The organism is Rhizobium leguminosarum bv. viciae USDA 2370, assembly GCF_002008365.1.
GTDB classification, from domain to species: Bacteria; Pseudomonadota; Alphaproteobacteria; order Rhizobiales; family Rhizobiaceae; genus Rhizobium; species Rhizobium leguminosarum.
Map to the genome: position 1 here is coordinate 48,228 of NZ_MRDL01000066.1, position 19,385 is coordinate 67,612.

The following is a 19,385-nucleotide window of genomic DNA, read 5'->3' on the forward strand; positions in this document are numbered from 1 at the left end:
GGGGGCGGGGAGGCATAACATGCTCGTTGCGCAGATATCCGATATCCATGCCGGGCCGGACCTTTCGTCGCTCCAGACGCTGGAGCTGGCGATAGGCTGGCTGAAGACGTTCCGCCCGGATGCGCTTGTTCTCACGGGAGATCTGGTGGACGACGGATGGCGGCAAGGCTATCGCCTGGTCGCCGAAAGCCTGCGGTCGCTGGACTGCCCTGTCCACCTGTTGCCGGGCAACGGTGACGATGTGCAATTGATGCGCTCCGAACTTGCCGCCGTCGGCACATGGATCAATGCGACGGGACCGATGCATTTCCGGACAGCCGTCGATGGGCTGACCCTCCTCGGTGTCGATGTGACCGTCGCCGGTCAGAGCTACGGTGACGTCCTGCCGCATCTGCCGTGGCTGATGAGCGCGCTTGCCGACCTGACGACGCCCGCCCTTCTGTTCATGCATCAGCCGCCATTCAGGATCGGCATCGAGGCGCTGGACCAGGTCGGATGCCGGAACGACAGTGCGCTTCTCAGTACCCTGGAGACGATGCATAGGCTGCCGTTGGCGATTCTCTGCGGCCATGTCCACCGACCTGCATTTGGTCGGCTGGGAATGATCCCTGTCCAGACCTGCGGCTCCCTCTGCCCACCCAATCCGCTTCTGTTAGAAGGACGGGCCGATCTTCCGGTGATCGACGCTCCGTCCTTCCTCGTGCACCAAGTTAGCGACGGCGGCCTGGTTTCCCATGTCGTATCGATTCCGGCATCGGATGGCGGCGCATGAAATGGATTGAATGGGAAACCCTCCCGAACTGCGAGCGGAAAAATCTTTTGTCGCATCGCCCATGAGGGCTATATCCTCTGCGTGATCTTGCTGCTGGAATGGATGCTATGACCGACACTGTTCTCGACCGCTTTCTCCGTTATGTCGTTATCGATACGCAATCCGACCCCGCCTCGTCGACGCAACCGACCACCGGCAAGCAGAAGGATCTCGGACGGGTTCTGGTCGATGAACTGCGGAAAATCGGTCTTGCGGACGCGCGTCTCGATGAACACGGCTATGTCTACGCGACCATTCCGGCCAATAGCGACAAGACGGTGCCGGTCATCTGTTTCTGCTCGCACATGGATACGGCGCCCGATTTCAGCGGCACGAATGTGAAGCCGCAGATCGTCAGGAATTATGCCGGCGGGGATATCAATCTTCCCGGCGACACGGGCCGGGTGATCCGCGTCAGCGATCATCCTGAACTGCAGAACCAGATCGGCAACGACATCGTCACGACCGATGGAACGACATTGCTCGGCGCCGACGACAAGGCGGGACTGGCTGAGATCATGACCGCGGCCCAAATCCTCGTCGACAATCCTGATATCAGGCACGGGACGATCAAGATCCTGTTCACGCCCGATGAGGAAGTCGGGCGCGGCGTCAACAAGGTCGACCTGAAGAAACTCGGTGCCGACTTCGCCTATACGATGGACGGCGAGACGGCCGGCCATATCGAGGACGAGACTTTCTCGGCCGACGGCGTCGAGATCAGCATTTCAGGTGTGGCAATCCATCCTGGCTTCGCCAAGGACCGCATGGAAAACGCCATCAAGATCGCAGGCGCCATCATCGACCGGCTGCCGAGGGATATTGCCCCCGAGACCACGGAAGGCCAGCAGGGTTTCATCCATCCCACCGGCGTGACCGGCTCGATGGAGAAGGCGTCGCTGAGCTTCATCATCCGTGACTTCACCGAAAAGGGGCTCACGGAAAAGGAGATCATGCTCGAAGCCATCGTCAAGGACGTGATGGCTGCCTATCCTGGCTCGACCTATCATTTCCAGGTGAAGGAACAGTATCGCAACATGAAGGTGGTGCTCGATCGTCACCCGGAGATCGTCGAGAACGCTATCGAGGCGGTGCGCCGGGCCGGCATGACGCCGGTGCGCGGCAGCATCCGCGGCGGCACGGATGGCTCGCGCCTTTCCTTCATGGGACTGCCGTGTCCGAACATCTTCGCCGGCGGCCATGCCTTCCACTCGCCGCTCGAATGGGTGAGCCGCCAGGACATGGAAAAGGCGGTCAAAACGATCGTGGAACTGGCAAAGGTCTGGGAAGAGCGCGCCTAGGCGCGCTTCCACCTAACTCTTAAACCGAAAGTGCGGTTTAACCGCCGTTCGCCGGAAGGCTTTCACGCAGCATCACGCTGTCATAGGCGGGGCGGGGAATAGGGATCGCAATGGGCATTCCCGGCTCGGGCTCGACCGATGTTACCGGCAATGTTTCCGGCGCGGTCACCGGCGCAGTTATCCGCATCTGCCCCGTGCTCGCCGTCGCCATGGGGTCCGGCGCCGGCAGAGGAACGGGAACCGCCGAGGGGATCAGTGCCTCGAACTGCGGCGGCAGCATGCTTTCGCCGGGCACATAGTTCATCGCCACCTCGTAGGAGGGCAGCGGCGGCGGCGTTTCAAGCGTGCCGTTGGCGTCGCGCTTCTCGTAGAAGGCGTTGCCGCCGGCGACCGTCACATAGTGCATGTTGTCGTAAGGGAATTTCAGCCCATCGGTGTGGAAGAACATCGCGTCCTTCACCGCGGGATGGCGTGCGCCCTTAATAAGGATCGCATCCGCTGCGGTAGCAAGCTCAGTTTCCGCCTGCGGCTTGACTTCGCGCGTCATCACGCCGGGCGCGAACTGCCTTTTCTGGGCCACCACGCCGCAGATGGAAGGGGGATAGGCGCCGGAGGTGAGCCGGTTCATGACAACGGTCCCGACCGCCATGTAACCGTCCTCGTCCGAATGCTGCGATTCGAAATACATCGCGCGCTGCAGGCATTCACGATCCTTGGCGGTATAATTGAAGGTGACCTTCGCCGCTTGGCCCTGCTTCGTTTTAGTGTTCGCCGCCGTTGCCGCCGGTTTCGATGTCGTCGTGCAGCTTGCCGCTGCCAGTCCTACGAACAAAATCCCGATCAGGGATTTTCCAAAGGAAATCTCCGCCCTCAACGCCAGGTGCCTCCTATGGGATTAGTCCAGCCCTTAATGATTAAGCGAAAACGTTTTACTCGTCATATGACTGAAATACAAACAACCTTAGATAACAAAAACCTTAAGGGACTCTCGCCAAATACGATTCCGGCGATAAGCTATTGCGTAATTCCTGAAATCGGAATCGATTCCAGCATAAAATTATGAAGAAATTCAATGTGTTGCAGAGTCGCGCGTTTGAAAAGACGCACGACTCTGTGGGCGGCGGGCCCCAATCTCTCCATCAGCTGCGGAACAGTTTCCAGCGGGTCGGCTTGAAGGCTACCCGGTTGCGGTCAAGCCTGTCGGCCTCGCTCGGCGGCAATTCGATCTCGATATGCGGGCGATCATTGCCGATATCCAACTCGATATGGCGAGTGCCGGCCACGCGGCGGCTGGAGACCGGATGGCCGGCGATGCAGTTTTCGGCTGATTCGCAGAGCCTGACGTCGTGCGGGCGGAAATAGAGCTGCGCCGTGCCATCCGGCTCGCCCTCGGCATTGAGGCCGAGCGAGCGCCCTTCGAAGCGAATGTCGCCGTCTGTAATCTCGACCTGCAGGCAGTTCGACTGGCCGATGAAGCCGAAGACGAAGGGAGAATTCGGATTGTCGTAGACCTGGTCCGGCGTGCCGACCTGTTCGATCGCGCCCTGGCTCATGACCACGACGCGGTCGGCAAGCTCCAGCGCTTCATCCTGGTCGTGGGTGACGAAGACGGTGGTATGTCCGGTGCGGTCGTGGATATCACGCAGCCATTTGCGCAGGTCCTTGCGCACCTGGGCGTCGAGCGCGCCGAAGGGTTCGTCGAGCAGCAGCACGTTCGGCTCGACGGCCATCGCGCGGGCGAGCGCCACACGCTGGCGCTGGCCGCCCGAAAGCTGGGCCGGGTAGCGTTTTTCGAGACCGGAAAGCTGGACGAGCTCGAGCAGTTCGAGCGCCCGCCTGCGGATGTCGGCCTTGGGCGGCCGCCGCGCGCTGTTTCTGACCTTGAGGCCGAAGGAGACGTTTTCGAGCACCGTCATGTAGCGGAAGAGAGCATAGTGCTGGAAGACGAAGCCGATATTGCGCTGCTGCACTGATTTCTTCGAGGCATCCTCGTCGCCGAAGAAGATCAGCCCCTCCGTCGGGCTTTCGAGGCCGGCGATCAGGCGCAGCAATGTCGTCTTGCCGGAGCCCGAAGGGCCCAGCAGTGCGATCAGCTCGCCGGAGCGGATGTCGAGCGAGACATCGTGCAGTGCCGGAAAACGATCGAATTCCTTGCGAATGTTTTGAACGCGTACTTCCATTCCAAATCCTTCAGTGCCGCCGGCTGGCGGCGATTTCCGCGCTATAGCGCATTTCCAGCAGCGTCTTCAAAACAAGAGTCACGAGCGCGAGCAAGGCCAAAAGTGTAGCGACGGCAAAAGCGCCGGTGAAATTATACTCGTTATAGAGAATTTCCACCTGCAGCGGCATGGTGTTCGTCTGGCCGCGGATGTGGCCAGAGACCACCGAGACGGCGCCGAATTCACCCATGGCGCGAGCGTTGCAGAGCAGCACACCGTAGAGCAGACCCCATTTGATGTTCGGCAGCGTCACGTACCAGAAGGTCTGCCAGCCGCTGGCGCCGAGCGAAAGGGCTGCCTCCTCGTCGGCGGTTCCCTGTTCCTGCATCAGCGGGATCAGCTCGCGGGCGACGAAGGGGAAGGTGACGAACATGGTGGCGAGGATCAACCCCGGCACGGCGAACAGGATCTTGATGTCGTGAGCGCTGAACCACTGGCCGAGCCAGGTACTGGAGCCGAACAGCAGAACGAAGACCAGGCCCGATATGACGGGTGAGACCGAGAAGGGCAGGTCGATCAGTGTCGTCAGGAAGGCCTTGCCCTTGAACTCGAACTTGGCGATCGCCCAGGCGGCGGCGACCCCGAAGACGAGGTTGAGAGGCACGCTGACGCCGGCGACGATCAGCGTCAAGCGGATCGCCGACAAGGTCTCGGCGTCGGCGAGCGCCACGAAGAAGGGGGCGGGACCTTTGCGGAAAGCCTCGACGAAAACTGCTGCGAGCGGCAGAAGCAGGATCAGCAGCAGGAAGACGAGCGAAAGAATGATCAGCGTGAAGCGCGCGATCCTGTTTTCGGTGGTCACCGAACGCAGCTTCACCGGTTGAACGGTCGCATCAAGCGCCATAGCCGTACCTCCGCCTGCTCCAGCTCTGGATGAGATTGATAACGAGCAACATGGCGAACGAGATGACCAGCATGATCGCCGCAATACCGGTCGCTGCCGCGTAATTATACTCTTCGAGTTTGATGATGATCAGCAGCGGCGCGATCTCCGATTTGAACGGCAGGTTGCCGGCGATGAAGATGACCGAGCCGTATTCGCCGACGCCGCGGGCAAAGGCGAGCGCAAAGCCGGTGAGCACGGCGGGCGCCAGCCCTGGCAGCAGCACGCGGAAAATCGTCTGGAAGCGATTGGCGCCGAGCGTTGCCGCAGCCTCCTCCACTTCCTTGTCGATTTCCTCCATGACGGGCTGCACGGTGCGCACCACGAAGGGCAGGCCGACGAAGATCAGCGCCACGACGATACCGGCTGGCGTAAAGGCGATCTTGATGCCGAGCGGCGTCAGGAACTGGCCGATCCAGCCGTTCGGCGCGTAGAGCGTCGTCAGCGCGATGCCGGCAACGGCAGTCGGCAGCGCGAAAGGCAGGTCGACCATGGCATCGATGACACGCTTGCCGGGAAAGCGGTAACGCACCAGTACCCAGGCGAGGATGATGCCGAAGACAGCATTGACGATCGCAGCGATGAAGGCGCTGCCGAAGCTGATGCGCAGCGCGTTCAGCGTGCGCGGATCGAGTGCGATCGACCAGAATGTTTCCCAGCCGAGCGCGCTCGACCGGACGGCGAGGCCCGAGAGCGGGATGAGGATCAGAAGGGTGAGCCAGGTCAAGGTAAGGCCGAGCGCCATTCCGAAACCCGGAATGACGCTCGGCCGCTTGAACCGCCACCGCGTGGGGCTATGTGCTTTCATGAAGTCTATTATTGGGCCGGCTTGTAGATTTGGTCAAATACCCCGCCGTCGCCGAAGAATTTCGGCTGTGCGTCTTTCCAGCCGCCGAAATCGTCGATGGTCGCGAGCGTCAGCTTCGGGAAGCGGGCGATGTCAGCCGGATCGGCGGCTTCCGGCTTGATCGGGCGGTAGAAGTGCTTGGCGGCGATCTTCTGGCCTTCGTCCGAATAGAGGTAGTTGAGATAGGCTTCGGCGACCTTGCGCGTTCCCTTCTTGTCGACATTGCCGTCGACGATGGCGACTGGCGGGTCGGCACGGATGGAGAAGGCCGGCGTCACGATCTCGAACTGATCGGGACCGAGCTCTTCAAGTGAAAGATAGGCTTCGTTTTCCCAGGCAAGCAGCACGTCGCCGAGGCCGCGCTGGACGAAGGTGGTCGTGGCGCCGCGCGCGCCTGTATCGAGAACTGGAACGTGCTGCAGCAGTTTCGTCACGTAATCCTGCGCCTTGGCTTCGTCGCCGCCATTCGCCTGCTTGGCCCATGCCCAGGCGGCCAGGAAGTTCCAGCGGGCGCCGCCCGAGGTCTTCGGGTTTGGGGTGATGACCTGCACGTCGTCCTTGACTAGGTCGCCCCAATCCTTGATGCCCTTCGGGTTGCCCTTACGGACCAGGAAGACGATCGTCGACGTATAGGGTGTCGAATTGTTGGGGAACTTGGTCTTCCAGTCGGCCGGGATCTTGCCGGTCTTCTTGGCGATGGCGTCGATATCACCTTCGAGCGCCAGCGTGACGACGTCGGCGTCGAGACCGTCGATGACGGAGCGCGCCTGCGCACCGGAGCCGCCATGCGACGCCTGGATCGTTACGGTTTCACCGGTGTCCTTCTGCCACTTGGCGGCAAAAGCAGCATTGAAATCCTTATACAATTCGCGAGTCGGATCGTAGGAAACGTTAAGAAGCGTCTGATCCGCGAATGCAGGAGCGATGCTCCCGATCGCGAAGCTGCCTGCCATGACCGCGGCTGCGATGAGCCGGGTGAGCCGTTGTGTCTGCATTGGGGAACCCTCCGTGTTTGTGCCTAAACACTATCAAGTTAGTCGTATAATGAAACAAAGGTTCTTCCGGTTCCGGCGCTACCCTTAGAATGTCATTCCATTTAAGGGGTAATTTGGAAATCGAAGTTGGCCGCGGCCAATTGGTCGCCCGGCGCTGCCTGCCGTAGGGCCGTGTTTTTTCGGCCACAGTTCCTCCACGAAAACGACATGGTGATGCAGATTTTTGCCAAGATTTTGCCGCGATGGCGCTTGCGGATTCCTATATGGCCTCCGTTGCGGCCGTATTCGCCGACCGCAACGCGGGGGCAACCCTTGAAGTGCGCCTCGCATTCCAAACCTGTTTAGGGCCATTCAAAATGAATATCAGAACTATCCTTTTTGCCTCCGTTGCCGCCCTTGCCGCGGCCTCCGGAGCCCGCGCAGCCGACGCCATCGTGGCGGCGGAACCCGAGCCCGTGGAATATGTTCGCGTTTGCGACGCCTACGGTACCGGCTATTTTTATATTCCGGGGACGGAAACATGCCTTTCGATCGGCGGTTACATCCGTACCGAAGTGCGTTTCGGTGACCATATTTCGGGCGACTCCGACGTAGACTTCTGGACTCGCGGTCAGGTCACCTTCCAGGCCAAGAATGACACCGAGTACGGCACGCTCACCGGCGTCATCACGCTGCGTTACAATGTCGACAACGCTTCTGACCAGGAAGCATTGCTCGATGAAGGCTACATCGACATTGCCGGTTTCCGCGTCGGTAAGCTGTATAGCTGGTGGGATGACGACATGAGCGGCGAGACCGATACCCTTGCCAGCAACGAGACGACCCACAACTCGATCCGTTATCAGTACGAGAATGGCGCTTTCGCGGCCGGCATTTCGGTCGACGAGCTGGAAGAAGACTACGCCACCAAGCCGGGCGACGGCCCGAACAACTTCGGTGTCGCAGGCCAGGTTTCCTACAAGGCCGGCGCCATCAGCGCTTACCTGCTTGCCGGTTATGACACCGACACCAGCGAAGTCGCGGTCCGCGGCATCGTTTATGCCGACATCGGCCCGGGCACGCTCGGCATTGCCGGCGTATGGGCAAGCGGCGCCAACTACTACTACGAAGAGTCCGAATGGACGATCGCAGCAGAGTATGCCTTGAAGATCAACGACAAGTGGTCGGTCACCCCCGGCTTCCAGTACTTCGAAAACATCGCTCTCGAGGCTGACGGTAACGGCTTCACCGGCGGCAGCGCCTACACGACCGGTGTCACCATCGACTACCGCATCGTCGAGGATCTGCGTACGAAGCTCAGCGTGCAATATCACGATGAGGACGAAGGCGACGACGAAGTGTTCGGCTTCCTGCGCTTCCAGCGCGATTTCTAAGATCGTCTCTTTGCAGACGAGTGGGCGCGACCTTCAGGCCGCGCCTTTTTTAATTTAGAACAATGTCATCACACCCGTGAATCGGCGATGAAATCGGAATAAAATTCGTCGACCGTTCTTGCCTTGCGCATCGCGGCGAGCGCGCCGTCCGTTTGCAGCCGCCTGGCAATGGCCGATAGCACGTTCAGATATTCGCCACGATTATTTTCTCCGAAGAGCAGCACGAAGGCGATGTCAGTCGGGATATCGTCGATCGCCTCGAAATCCAATGGTTGGGCGAAGCGGAGGAGAAGGCCGCGCGGGCTGGTCATGCCGTCGATCGCCGCATGCGGGATGGCGATACCATTGCCGATGCCGGTGGAGCCGAGCTTCTCACGCGCTTCGAGCGCCTTCAGGATGGTCTGGCCATCGACGGAGAAAGCCTTGGCGGCCTTGTCGGCTATGGTCTGCAGCGCGCGCCATTTGGTCGGCGCCGACACGCCGATGAAGGTGTGTTCCGGCCGGATGATGTTGGGAAGGTTCATGTCATTCTCGATACTGTTCGGGCAGCGGGGGGGAAGGGAGGTCAATCCGGTTCCCTGAGCCGGTAGCCAACGCCGGTCTCCGTGGTGATATAGTGCGGCTGGTCCGGAATCTGTTCGACCTTTTGCCGCAGTTGCCGGACGTAGACGCGCAGATACTGCACATCCGCCGCCGGCCCCCATACCTGCTTTAGAAGAAACTGGTGTGTCAGCACCTTGCCGGCATGCTGGGCGAGCACGCGCAGGATGTCATATTCCTTCGGCGACAGTTTTATTTCCTGGCCGTCGACCTTGACGATGCGCTTGACGAGATCGATCGACAGCCCGCCGGTCTGGAAGATCGCCTTCTCGCCCTGCTGCTGCAGGCGGTGGCGCAGCGCCACGCGGATGCGGGCGCCGAGCTCGTTGATGCCGAAGGGCTTGGTGACGTAATCGTCGGCGCCGCTTTCCAGCGCCTTGACGATACCGGCCTCGTCGGTGCGGCTGGACAGAATGACCACCGGCATGGAAAGCCCTTCGTCGCGCCACGCCTGTAGCAGGTCATGGCCGGGGGTGTCGGGAAGGCCGAGGTCGAGCACGATGAGATCGGGCATGTCATCGGCGACCGACTGCCGGGCGGCGCTGGCGTTTGGCGCCTCACGCACCTCGTAGCCCTGCGCGGTCAGGCCGACGCGGAGCAGCTTGCGGATCGGAGGCTCGTCGTCGACGACGAGGATTTTAACGGCTGAACCGGTCATCGGAGTTCATCCAGTTTCGGAATGTCGTTGGGTTTCGGCAGGCGGATGGTGAAGACGGCGCCCGGACGGCCCGTCCGGTTGCCGGCGGTGATCGTGCCACCCATCGCCTCGATGAAGCCGCGGCAGATGGAAAGGCCAAGCCCGGTGCCGGCGCGCACCTGATCGCCCTTGCGCACGCGGTAGAAGGTATCGAAGACGCGGTTAAGATCGGCCGGCGGAATGCCTGGGCCTTCGTCCGAAATCTGCACGACGACGTTGTCGGCATCGGCCCAGCCCTCGATATGGATCACCGATCCCTCGGGCGCGTATTTCGCGGCATTGTCGAGCAGGTTGAAGATCACCTGCTCGAACAGGACAGGATCGACGCGCACCATCGGCAGGTCGGCGGGAATGTTCATCTCGGTCTTGTGGCCGTCGAGGATCTTGGCGGCACGGCGCAGCGCGCTGCCGACGATATCGCCGGCATAATGCAGCGCATAGTTCGGCTCCATCGCACCGGATTCGATCTTGGTCATGTCGAGCAGGTTGGCGATGAAGCGGTTGAGGCGTTCGGATTCGTCGACGACGGTCGACAGCAGGTCGCTGCGGTCCTCCTCCGGCATCGAGGCGAAATAGTCGCGCAGCGTGCCGGCGGCGCCGAGGATGGCGGCAAGCGGTGTCTTCAGGTCGTGCGAGATCGAAGTCAGTAGGGCCGAGCGCAGCCGGTCTGCTTCGGCCCCAAGTCTTGCCCGGTCGACATCAGCGACGAGCTGGACGCGTTCGATGGCAAGGGCCGCCTGGTCGGCCAGCGCATCGAGCAGCCGCTGCTGTTCGGGCGTCAGCAACGGTCCGTCGCGGCGGTCACTGTCGAGGCCGATGACACCAACGGCGGTGCGCCCGGTTCTCAGCGGCACATAGAGGCGCTTGGCGCCGGGCAGGGTGTCGGCGCCGCGGCCGGCGGCGTGATTGTGCTCCCAGGCCCAGCGGGCGGCAGCGATATCGGCATCGTCGAGCGTATCATCAGGCGGATAACCGGCCTTGACGGCGATGGTACCGTCTTCCGGCAGCAGTAGCACGACGCGGACCTTCAGCATCGAGGCGAGCTGGAAGGCGGTCGCCCAGAGCACGTCGTCGAGCGTGCCGGTGCCGGCGAGCTTTTTCGAGAAGAGATAGAGATCTTCCGTCGTCCGCGCCCGCTGGCGGGCAGCGGCGGCTTGGCGCTGGACGGTCGCGGTCAGGTTGCTGGCGATGATGGCGACGCCCAGGAAGAAGAAGAGCGCAAGCACGCTTTCCGGATCGCTGATCGTCAGCGTGTAGCGCGGCGGCAGGAAGAAGAAATTGAAGGACAGCGCGCTGAGGATGCAGCTGTAGAGGGCCGGCCGCAGGCCGTGGAGGACGGCTGAGGTCAGCACCGCCATCAGGAAGACGAGGGCGAGGTTGCGTACGTCGAGCACCTGGTCGAGCACGACGCTGACGCCGAGCGCGATGGCAACATAAAAGGTTGCCAGCAGGTAGGCCCTGAAATCCAGTTGCGGCGCGGTGGCCGCCGCCCTGACGCCGCGCGCGGTGGTGCCGTCCTTCTCACTGCCTGAAATCACATGGACGCTGATCTCGCCGGTCTTGCGGATCAGCTCGTCGGTGATCGAGCGGCTCCACCAGTCGCGCCATGTCGGCTTCTTCGGGGCGCCGATGACGATATGGGTGACGTTGTTGGCGGTGGCGTGGCGGACAAGTTCTTCGGCGACTTCGCGGCCGGGAAGGGTGATCGCTTCGCCGCCGAGCTGCTCGGCAAGTCGCAGCGTGGCGGCGACGGTATCGCGCTCGGCTTCGTTCAGATTGATCGATCGGTTGGTCTCGATATAGACGGCAGCCCAGGGCGCGCGCAGCCGCGAGGCCATACGGGCAGCATAACGCACCAGCGAGGCGGAGCGCGGATGGTGGTCAACCGAGACGAGAACGCGTTCGCCCGCCGCCCAGGGGCCGGATATGGCATGGGCCTGCATATGCGTGAGCAACTGGTCGTCGACGCGCTGTGCGGTCTTACGCAGCGCAAGCTCTCGCAGCGCCGTCAGGTTGCCCGGGGTGAAGTAGTTGGTCAGCGCCCGCTCGGCCGTCCGCGGCATGTAGACCTTGCCGTCATGCAGGCGCTTGATCAGATCATCCGGCGTCAGGTCGATGATCTCGATGTCGTCAGCGAGGTCGATGATCGAGTCCGGCACTGTCTCGCGCACACGGATGCGGGTGATCTGCGAGACGACGTCGTTCAGGCTCTCGACATGCTGGATGTTCAGCGTCGTATAGACATCGATGCCGCGATCGAGCAATTCCTTGACGTCGAGATAGCGCTTCGGATGACGGCTGCCCTCGGCATTGGTATGGGCGAGTTCGTCGACCAGCACGAGATCAGGCCGGCGGGCGAGGATGCCGTCGAGATCCATTTCCTCGAGCGGCCGGCCCTTGTAGCTGATTTCGACGCGAGGGATGATCTCGAAGCCGGCAAGGAGCGCCTCGGTCTCCTTGCGGCCGTGGGTCTCGACGACGCCGATGACGACATCGAGACCGTCGGCGATCTTGGCACGGCCGGAGACGAGCATCTCGTAGGTCTTGCCGACGCCGGGCGCGGCACCCAGAAAGATCTTCAGACGGCCGCGTGTCTCCGCCCGGGCTTTTTCGAGAAGCGCATCGGGCGAGGGCCTGCCGGCCTGATCGCGATTGTCGTCTGGCATGCGTATGGTCTTTCTGCAGATGGCTGGCGAGGACGGGCTACATCACCCTATCCCTCGCCCCTGTGACGAGCGCAGGGATGAGGGAAGGAAAGGGGCGCCCAGCCTGCCAGGGTCACTGAGTCATAGAAGCATCAAGGCTCTGGTTCAACGCCAGAACATTGACTGTAGGTTCGCCGAGAATGCCGAGTTCGCGGCCTTGAACGGCACCGTCGACCAACGCCTTGACCTTGGCCTCGTCGATAGCACGCGCTTTGGCGACGCGCTGCACCTGGAAGTAAGCGGCCTCCGGGGAGATATGGGGATCGAGGCCGCTGCCCGAAGCGGTGACCAGGTCGGCGGGCACCTCCGCATTCGGGTTTGCCGCCTTGGCCGCGTCGTAGTCGCCCTTGACGCGGTCGATCAGCTTCTGGCTGGTCGGGCCGAGGTTCGAGCCGCTGGAGGCGGCCGCATTGTAGCCGTCGCCGGCGGCCGAGGGACGGCCGTGGAAATACTTGTCGCTGGTGAAGGCCTGGCCGATCAGCGTCGAGCCGATCACCTGGCCGTTCTTCTCGATCAGGCTGCCGTTCGCCTGAGCCGGGAAGAGGGCCTGGGCAGCACCCGTCATGGCGAGCGGATAAAGCAGGCCGGTGATGGCGGTGGTGGCGACGATCATGACGACCGCCGGACGAAGTTCTTTCAACATTGTCTTACTCCTTCGAGTGTTCAGACGGGATCCGTTAGGCGAGGCCGAGGGCGGCGACAGCCATGTCGATCGCCTTGATGCCGATGAAGGGAACGATGATGCCGCCGGCACCGTAGATCAGCAGGTTGCGCGACAGCAGCGCGCCGGCGCCGATCGGACGGTAGCGGACGCCCTTCAGCGACAGCGGGATCAGCGCGATGATGATCAGCGCGTTGAAGATGATTGCCGAGAGGATGGCGCTTTGCGGCGTCGAAAGCCCCATGACGTTCAGGACGCCGAGCTGCGGGTAAAAGGTCAGGAACATCGCCGGGATGATGGCGAAGTACTTGGCGATGTCGTTGGCGATCGAGAAGGTCGTCAGCGCGCCGCGCGTCATCAACAGCTGTTTGCCGATCTCGACGATCTCGATGAGCTTCGTCGGGTCGCTGTCGAGGTCGACCATGTTGCCGGCCTCGCGGGCAGCGACAGTGCCGGTGTTCATGGCGACGCCGACATCGGCCTGGGCGAGCGCCGGCGCATCGTTGGTGCCGTCGCCGCACATGGCGACGAGCTTGCCCTTCGACTGTTCCTCGCGCATCAGCGCCAGCTTCATCTCCGGCGTTGCCTGGGCGAGGAAGTCGTCGACACCGGCTTCGGCGGCGATGGCCGCTGCCGTCAGCGGGTTGTCGCCAGTGATCATCACGGTGCGGATGCCCATGCGGCGCAGCTCGGTGAAGCGTTCGCGGATGCCGCCCTTGACGATGTCCTTCAGCTGGATGACGCCAAGCAGCTTGCCGTCGCGGGCAACGGCGAGCGGCGTGCCGCCAGCCTTGGCGACCTCGTCTGATATCGACTGCAGTTCGCGCACGACCTCGCTGCCGTTTTTCGAGGATGCGTCGCCGTTGACATAGGCCAGCACGGCATCGACTGCGCCTTTGCGGATCGAAGCGCCTTCGAGATCGACGCCGCTCATGCGGGTCTGGGCGGTGAAGGGCACGAAGGTCGCCTTGAGGCTCGCCATGTCGCGGCCGCGAATCGCATATTTTTCCTTGGCGAGCACGACGATGGAGCGGCCTTCCGGGGTTTCGTCGGCAAGCGAGGCGAGCTGGGCGGCGTCGGCGAGATCCTGCTCGGAAACGCCGCGAACCGGGCGGAAGGTCGTCGCCTGACGATTGCCGAGGGTGATCGTGCCGGTCTTGTCGAGCAGCAGCGTATCGACGTCGCCGGCGGCTTCGACCGCACGGCCGGACATGGCGAGCACGTTGAAGCGGACGAGGCGGTCCATGCCGGCAATGCCGATCGCCGACAGCAGCGCACCGATCGTCGTCGGGATCAGCGTCACGAAGAGGGCGACGAGCACGATGATCGGGATCGAGCCGCCGGCATAGATGGCAAAGCTCGGGATCGTCGCGGTGGCGAGCACGAAGATCAACGTCATACCGGCAAGCAGGATGTTGAGCGCAATCTCGTTCGGAGTCTTCTGGCGTTCGGCACCTTCGACGAGCGCGATCATCCGGTCGAGGAAGGTTGAGCCGGCAGCGGCGGTGATGCGGACGCGGATCCAGTCGGACAGCACCTGCGTGCCGCCTGTTACCGCCGAGCGGTCGCCGCCGGATTCGCGGATGACCGGCGCGGATTCGCCTGTGATCGCCGCTTCGTTGACGGAGGCCACACCTTCGATGACTTCACCGTCCGACGGGATGATGTCGCCGGCCTCGACGAGCACGAGGTCGCCGACCTTGAGGCTGGTGCCCGGCACCATGCGGTAGCCGCTGCCATTATTGGCGGTGAGCAGCTTCGCCTGGGTTTCGGTGCGCGCCTTGCGCAGCGAATCCGCCTGCGCCTTGCCGCGACCTTCGGCAACGGCCTCGGCGAAATTGGCAAACAGCACGGTGAACCAGAGCCAAAGATTGATCTGGAACGAGAAGCCGAGGTTGCCGTTGCCCGCCACGAGATCGCGCAGGAAGAGGATGGTGGTCAGCACCGAGACCGTGGCCACGACGAACATGACCGGGTTTCTGGCGAGTGCCCGGGGGTTGAGCTTCTTGAAAGCGGCACCCACGGCCGGAATGAGGATGCGAGAATCCATGATGCTCGCGGATTTGGCCTGGCTCATAAGAGACTCCAGCTTTGAAACGAGGATGGCGAACCGGAAGCCGGTCAGCCCTGTAAGATTTTGCATATGGCGGCGATGACGAGGAGGCCCGCCATCATCACCAGGATGATGTCGGAGGCTTGGGGTCTCGGGCCATTCCCACGTCCCGGCGCGCCAGGACGTGAGTGGAAGGCGTTGCGAAGCCTGTGACGGAGGATCATGGCATAACCTCAAAAGGTCTGGCCGGCGATCATGACCAGGTGCTCGACGACGGGGCCAAGGGCCAACGCCGGGAAGAAGGTCAGGCCGCCGACGATCAGGATCGTGCCGACGAGCAGGCCGACGAAGAGCGGACCGTCCGTCGGGAAGGTGCCCGCCGAGGCCGGAACCGACTTCTTGGCGATCAGCGAACCGGCGATTGCAAGCGCCGGGATGATGACCAGAAAGCGGCCCATCAGCATACCGAGGCCAAGGGTTATGTTGTACCAAGGCGTATTGCCCGTCAGGCCGCCGAAAGCCGAGCCGTTGTTCGCTGCCGCTGATGTATAGGCATAGAGGATTTCGGAGAAGCCGTGCGGGCCGGCGGTCCCGACCGATGCAACCGCACTCGGAAGGACGCTTGCGATTGCGGTGAAGACCAGCATGGCGAGCGGCAGGCAGAGAATGGCGAGAACGGCCATCTTCATTTCCTTCGCCTCGATCTTCTTGCCGAGATATTCCGGCGTGCGGCCGACCATCAGGCCGGCGACGAAGACGGCGACGATGATGAAGAGCAGGATGCCGTAAAAGCCAGCGCCGACACCGCCGACAATGACTTCGCCGAGCTGCATGTTGATCAGCGGAACGAGGCCACCGAGTGCCGTGAAGCTGCCATGCATGGCATTGACCGCGCCGCAGGAGGCCGCCGTGGTGATGACCGCAAAGAGCGAGGATAGGGCGACGCCGAAGCGGACTTCCTTGCCTTCCATGTTGCCGCCGCCAAGACCGAAGGCATGCATCAGCGGATTGCCGGCGGCTTCCGCCCAATAGGTGACGATGACGCCGGCGACGAACAGGACGCCCATCGTGGCGAGGATCGCCCAGCCCTGGCGCTGATTGCCGACCATGCGGCCGAAGACGTTGGTCAGTGCCGCGCCGATCGCGAAGATCGACACCATCTGGATGAGGTTGGAGATCGCATCGGGGTTTTCGAACGGATGGGCGGAGTTGGCGTTGAAGAAGCCGCCGCCGTTGGTGCCAAGCATCTTGATGGCCAGCTGCGAGGCGACCGGGCCGACGGCGATCGTCTGCTGTGCGCCTTCGAGCGTCGTCGCATTGACGTAGGAGCCGAGCGTCTGCGGCACGCCGAGATAGACAAAGACCAGCGTCAGCACGATGCAGATCGGCAAGAGCACATAGAAAGTGGCCCTCGTCATATCGATCCAGAAATTGCCGATCGCCTTGCCTGAGGCGCGCGAGAAGGCGCGGATGAAGGCGAGCGCGATGGCAATGCCGGTCGCCGCCGAGACGAAGTTCTGGACGGTGAAACCGGCCATCTGCGTCAGATACGACATCGTGCTTTCGCCGCCGTAGTTCTGCCAGTTGGTGTTGCTGACGAAGCTGACGGCCGTGTTGAAGGAAAGCTCCGGCGGGATGGCCGCCATGCCGGCCGGATTATAGGGAAGACCGGCCTGCAGGCGCTGCAGCGCGTAAAGCACGATGACGCCGAGCAGGTTGAACATTAGCATGGCGAAGGCATAGGAGGTCCAATGCTGTTCCTCGCGTTCGCTGGTGCCGGCAATGCGGTAAAGTCCCCGTTCGATCGGAACGAGGACCGGTGACAGGAAAGTGCGCTCGCCGCTGAAGACACGCGTCATATAGCCGCCGAGCGGTTTGACGAGCACGAGGACGATCCCGCAGTAAAGCAGGATCTGAAGCCATCCGTTGAGGGTCATGGAGGTAAACTTTCAATACCCGGCTGCTTCTCGGTCGCGCATGCGCGACCTCAGAAGCGCCAGTTCTCTTTAAAAGCGTTCTGGGCGAAGGAGAGCGTAGGTGAGGTAAACGGTGAGAAACACGGTTACGGCACCGCTCAAGACATAATCGAGGGTCATCGTCGCTTCTCCTGTCAAAGCCTGTCGCAGGCTCGGGTGTAGGCAAAGCACAGCGCGAAGAATATGATCGCGGTGCCGAGTAGAATGATATCCATCATGATCGTGACTCCTGTTGTTCTTCTTGGAGTCAGACAAGACAAAGGGCGCTGGGAGGCCGCCTTTCATGCTTTCTGGCGTGGAGATGATCTTTTCGATCTCTCGGCATCAATATGGAGCCGAAGCGCATAAAGGTTCGAGACGGACGACGGGCCATCTATATAAAAATCTTATAAATGCCCTTCCGAGGCCGCTCGCCATCGGACCAGGCTGGCGCAGTTTCCAGACGGGCCGCAGCCGGTACTGAGCCTCGGAAGGTCTGAGTGAGCATTTTTTCATTTGTTGAGCAAAAGCCTTCGCAATCTGGTTGAATTGGGAAGGCTTCGGGCCTTATAGTCGCCTTCGACGCTGCCCGATGGAGTCATGGGCAAGCCATTAGGGAAGGAAACCGACGATGACCAAAGTCCGCGCGCTTGTCCTCGAGCGCCAGCATGAGCTTGCGCTTCGCGATATCGATCTGCCGCTTGAAACTAGCCCCGGCGAGGTGAAGATCAGGATCCACACCGTCGGCGTCTGCGGTTCGGACGTGCATTATTACACCCATGGCAAGATCGGCCCCTTCGTCGTCAACGCGCCGATGGTGCTCGGCCATGAGGCGGCGGGCACGGTGGTCGAGGTCGGCGCGGGCGTCACGCATCTGAAAGTCGGCGACCGCGTCTGCATGGAGCCCGGCATCCCCGATCCGAATTCCAAGGCAAGCCGGCTTGGCCTGTACAATATCGACCCGGCCGTGACCTTCTGGGCGACCCCGCCGATCCACGGCGTGCTGACGCCAGAGGTCGTGCATCCCGCCAATTACACCTTCAAGCTACCCGACAATGTCAGCTTTGCCGAAGGCGCCATGGTCGAGCCCTTCGCCGTCGGCATGCAGGCGGCTGCCAAGGCGAAGATCACGCCGGGCGACACTGCCGTCGTCCTCGGCGCCGGGCCGATCGGCACGATGGTGGCGATCGCGGCCCTTGCCGGCGGCTGCGCCCGCGCGATCGTCGCCGATCTCGCCCAGCCGAAGCTCGATATCGCCGCGCAGTACCAGGGTGTCATTCCGGTCAATATTCGCGAGAAGAACCTGGTCGAAGAGGTCGGCCGGCTGACCGACGGCTGGGGCGCCGATGTCGTCTTCGAATGCTCCGGTTCGCCGAAGGCCTGGGAGACGATCATGGCGCTGCCGCGCCCGGGTGGCGTCATTGTCGTCGTCGGCCTACCGGTCAACCCGATCGGCTTCGACGTCTCGACGGCATCCACCAAGGAAATCCGCATCGAGACGGTGTTCCGCTACGCGCACCAGTATGAGCGGTCGATCGCGCTGCTCGGCTCGGGTCGCGTCGATCTGAAGCCGCTGATATCAGAGACCTTCACATTCGAAGATTCGATCAAGGCGTTTGATCGCGCCGTCGAGGCGCGGCCCAGCGACGTGAAGCTGCAAATCGTGATGGGATAGGGCGCAACAGCGCTTCTATGAGTGCCTGGCGCTCAGTTTCATCCTGCGAAAGGCAAGAGCCGCGCCTGCAACGACAGCCGCGGCTCCGACTGCGATCAGCAGGTGGCGATGAAGCGGAAGGTGGCCCAACGTCTGTTGGATGCCGTGCCCGAACACGTAACCGAGCGCCGTGAAAAGCTGCCCCCACACCAGCGCGGCCACAGCATTCAGGATGATGAATTTACCGGTCGCTATGCGTGTTGTCCCGATGACGATCGGGCTGATTGTCCGCAACCCCACCAGAAAACGAAACGCAAGGATGAAGCCGGTCGGATATCTTTCCAGAAGTCGGGTTGCGCGCGCCAGCGCCGGTCTTTCCATCAGCCGGCGGACGAGACCCCATCGAGCCGCATAACGGCCGGCGAAGAACCAGAACTGATCGCCGGCGAAGGATCCTGCCGTTGCCGCTAGCGACGCCGACCAATAGGTCAGCAGCCCGCGGTGGGAAATGACGCCGCCGAGGAAGGCGGCTGTTTCGCCCTCGAAGGCTGCACCCAGAAATATCGCCAATAGTCCGTAGTGCTCGATCAGCAGTTCGATAGACACTCAGCTGTCCTCGGCCCGGGGTTTC

General features: G+C 62.1%; 17 protein-coding genes. 4 read left to right on the forward strand and 13 right to left on the reverse strand.

The window, feature by feature from the left end; all coding sequences use genetic code 11:
- The first annotated feature begins 19 nt into the window (after positions 1-19).
- Positions 20-772 carry a metallophosphoesterase gene (locus BS629_RS37705; RefSeq protein ID WP_018246495.1) on the forward strand — a complete coding sequence of 251 codons (753 nt, stop codon included), beginning with the start codon at positions 20-22 and terminating at the stop codon, positions 770-772.
- A 107-nt stretch (positions 773-879) separates the two neighbouring features.
- The gene (gene pepT / locus BS629_RS37710; RefSeq protein WP_018246496.1) at positions 880-2,112 is read left to right on the forward strand and encodes a peptidase T; all 1,233 of its coding nucleotides are present in this window, start codon (positions 880-882) and stop codon (positions 2,110-2,112) included.
- Between the two features lie 37 nt (positions 2,113-2,149).
- On the opposite strand, the gene BS629_RS37715 is transcribed toward pepT, so the two are convergent.
- The 5 genes from BS629_RS37715 to BS629_RS37735 all read right to left on the reverse strand — a co-directional run bounded on the left by BS629_RS37715 (position 2,150) and on the right by BS629_RS37735 (position 7,056).
- The gene (locus tag BS629_RS37715; RefSeq protein ID WP_018246497.1) at positions 2,150-2,986 is read right to left on the reverse strand and encodes a cell wall hydrolase; all 837 of its coding nucleotides are present in this window, start codon (positions 2,984-2,986) and stop codon (positions 2,150-2,152) included.
- Positions 2,987-3,251: 265 nt separating this feature from the next.
- Positions 3,252-4,292, reverse strand: a complete 1,041-nt coding sequence (locus BS629_RS37720; protein ID WP_018246498.1) for a sulfate/molybdate ABC transporter ATP-binding protein — start codon at positions 4,290-4,292, stop codon at positions 3,252-3,254.
- A 10-nt stretch (positions 4,293-4,302) separates the two neighbouring features.
- Complete coding sequence (gene cysW, locus BS629_RS37725; RefSeq protein WP_018246499.1) at positions 4,303-5,175, reverse strand: sulfate ABC transporter permease subunit CysW; 873 nt, start codon at positions 5,173-5,175, stop codon at positions 4,303-4,305.
- The gene (gene cysT / locus BS629_RS37730) at positions 5,165-6,022 is read right to left on the reverse strand and encodes a sulfate ABC transporter permease subunit CysT (protein ID WP_018246500.1); all 858 of its coding nucleotides are present in this window, start codon (positions 6,020-6,022) and stop codon (positions 5,165-5,167) included. The genes cysW and cysT overlap by 11 nt, the downstream gene beginning before the upstream one ends.
- Before the next feature lie 8 nt (positions 6,023-6,030).
- The gene (locus BS629_RS37735) at positions 6,031-7,056 is read right to left on the reverse strand and encodes a sulfate ABC transporter substrate-binding protein (RefSeq protein WP_018246501.1); all 1,026 of its coding nucleotides are present in this window, start codon (positions 7,054-7,056) and stop codon (positions 6,031-6,033) included.
- Positions 7,057-7,412: 356 nt separating this feature from the next.
- Between BS629_RS37735 and BS629_RS37740 the strand changes: the two genes are divergently transcribed.
- A complete protein-coding gene (locus tag BS629_RS37740; RefSeq protein WP_026188774.1) occupies positions 7,413-8,429 on the forward strand; it encodes a porin in 1,017 nt (338 codons plus the stop codon).
- A 68-nt stretch (positions 8,430-8,497) separates the two neighbouring features.
- Here BS629_RS37740 and BS629_RS37745 read toward each other — a convergent pair whose 3' ends face one another.
- From BS629_RS37745 to BS629_RS37775, 7 genes are all read right to left on the reverse strand, one after another.
- Entirely contained in the window at positions 8,498-8,953 is a 456-nt protein-coding gene (locus BS629_RS37745; protein WP_018246503.1) for a PTS sugar transporter subunit IIA, read from the reverse strand.
- A 41-nt stretch (positions 8,954-8,994) separates the two neighbouring features.
- Entirely contained in the window at positions 8,995-9,687 is a 693-nt protein-coding gene (locus BS629_RS37750) for a response regulator transcription factor (RefSeq protein WP_018246504.1), read from the reverse strand.
- A complete protein-coding gene (locus BS629_RS37755) occupies positions 9,684-12,392 on the reverse strand; it encodes a sensor histidine kinase (RefSeq protein WP_018246505.1) in 2,709 nt (902 codons plus the stop codon). Before BS629_RS37755 ends, BS629_RS37750 begins: the two co-directional genes overlap by 4 nt.
- A 112-nt stretch (positions 12,393-12,504) precedes the next feature.
- Positions 12,505-13,074 (reverse strand): potassium-transporting ATPase subunit KdpC, encoded by a 570-nt coding sequence (gene kdpC / locus BS629_RS37760; protein WP_018246506.1) that lies wholly within the window; start codon positions 13,072-13,074, stop codon positions 12,505-12,507.
- 34 nt (positions 13,075-13,108) lie between these two features.
- Positions 13,109-15,169, reverse strand: a complete 2,061-nt coding sequence (gene kdpB, locus BS629_RS37765; RefSeq protein WP_018246507.1) for a potassium-transporting ATPase subunit KdpB — start codon at positions 15,167-15,169, stop codon at positions 13,109-13,111.
- A gap of 209 nt (positions 15,170-15,378) precedes the next feature.
- Positions 15,379-17,082 (reverse strand): potassium-transporting ATPase subunit KdpA, encoded by a 1,704-nt coding sequence (gene kdpA, locus BS629_RS37770; RefSeq protein WP_018246509.1) that lies wholly within the window; start codon positions 17,080-17,082, stop codon positions 15,379-15,381.
- 69 nt (positions 17,083-17,151) lie between these two features.
- Positions 17,152-17,241: a K(+)-transporting ATPase subunit F gene (locus BS629_RS37775; protein ID WP_003547774.1), complete on the reverse strand. Its 90-nt coding sequence runs from the start codon at positions 17,239-17,241 to the stop codon at positions 17,152-17,154.
- Between the two features lie 490 nt (positions 17,242-17,731).
- Between BS629_RS37775 and BS629_RS37785 the strand changes: the two genes are divergently transcribed.
- Complete coding sequence (locus BS629_RS37785) at positions 17,732-18,775, forward strand: NAD(P)-dependent alcohol dehydrogenase (protein WP_018246510.1); 1,044 nt, start codon at positions 17,732-17,734, stop codon at positions 18,773-18,775.
- Between the two features lie 15 nt (positions 18,776-18,790).
- Here the strand turns inward: BS629_RS37785 and BS629_RS37790 are convergent, their stop codons facing one another.
- Entirely contained in the window at positions 18,791-19,360 is a 570-nt protein-coding gene (locus BS629_RS37790; RefSeq protein WP_018246511.1) for a DedA family protein, read from the reverse strand.
- Positions 19,361-19,385: the final 25 nt, after the last annotated feature.

Coding starts and splice junctions, on each gene's coding strand:
- BS629_RS37705 (WP_018246495.1), top strand. CDS start 20: ATGCTCGTTGCGCAGATATCCGATATCCATGCCGGGCCGGACCTTTCG.
- pepT (WP_018246496.1), top strand. CDS start 880: ATGACCGACACTGTTCTCGACCGCTTTCTCCGTTATGTCGTTATCGAT.
- BS629_RS37720 (WP_018246498.1), bottom strand. CDS start 4,292: ATGGAAGTACGCGTTCAAAACATTCGCAAGGAATTCGATCGTTTTCCG.
- cysW (WP_018246499.1), bottom strand. CDS start 5,175: ATGGCGCTTGATGCGACCGTTCAACCGGTGAAGCTGCGTTCGGTGACC.
- cysT (WP_018246500.1), bottom strand. CDS start 6,022: ATGAAAGCACATAGCCCCACGCGGTGGCGGTTCAAGCGGCCGAGCGTC.
- BS629_RS37735 (WP_018246501.1), bottom strand. CDS start 7,056: ATGCAGACACAACGGCTCACCCGGCTCATCGCAGCCGCGGTCATGGCA.
- BS629_RS37740 (WP_026188774.1), top strand. CDS start 7,413: ATGAATATCAGAACTATCCTTTTTGCCTCCGTTGCCGCCCTTGCCGCG.
- BS629_RS37745 (WP_018246503.1), bottom strand. CDS start 8,953: ATGAACCTTCCCAACATCATCCGGCCGGAACACACCTTCATCGGCGTG.
- BS629_RS37750 (WP_018246504.1), bottom strand. CDS start 9,687: ATGACCGGTTCAGCCGTTAAAATCCTCGTCGTCGACGACGAGCCTCCG.
- BS629_RS37755 (WP_018246505.1), bottom strand. CDS start 12,392: ATGCCAGACGACAATCGCGATCAGGCCGGCAGGCCCTCGCCCGATGCG.
- kdpC (WP_018246506.1), bottom strand. CDS start 13,074: ATGTTGAAAGAACTTCGTCCGGCGGTCGTCATGATCGTCGCCACCACC.
- kdpB (WP_018246507.1), bottom strand. CDS start 15,169: ATGAGCCAGGCCAAATCCGCGAGCATCATGGATTCTCGCATCCTCATT.
- kdpA (WP_018246509.1), bottom strand. CDS start 17,082: ATGACCCTCAACGGATGGCTTCAGATCCTGCTTTACTGCGGGATCGTC.
- BS629_RS37775 (WP_003547774.1), bottom strand. CDS start 17,241: ATGACCCTCGATTATGTCTTGAGCGGTGCCGTAACCGTGTTTCTCACC.
- BS629_RS37785 (WP_018246510.1), top strand. CDS start 17,732: ATGACCAAAGTCCGCGCGCTTGTCCTCGAGCGCCAGCATGAGCTTGCG.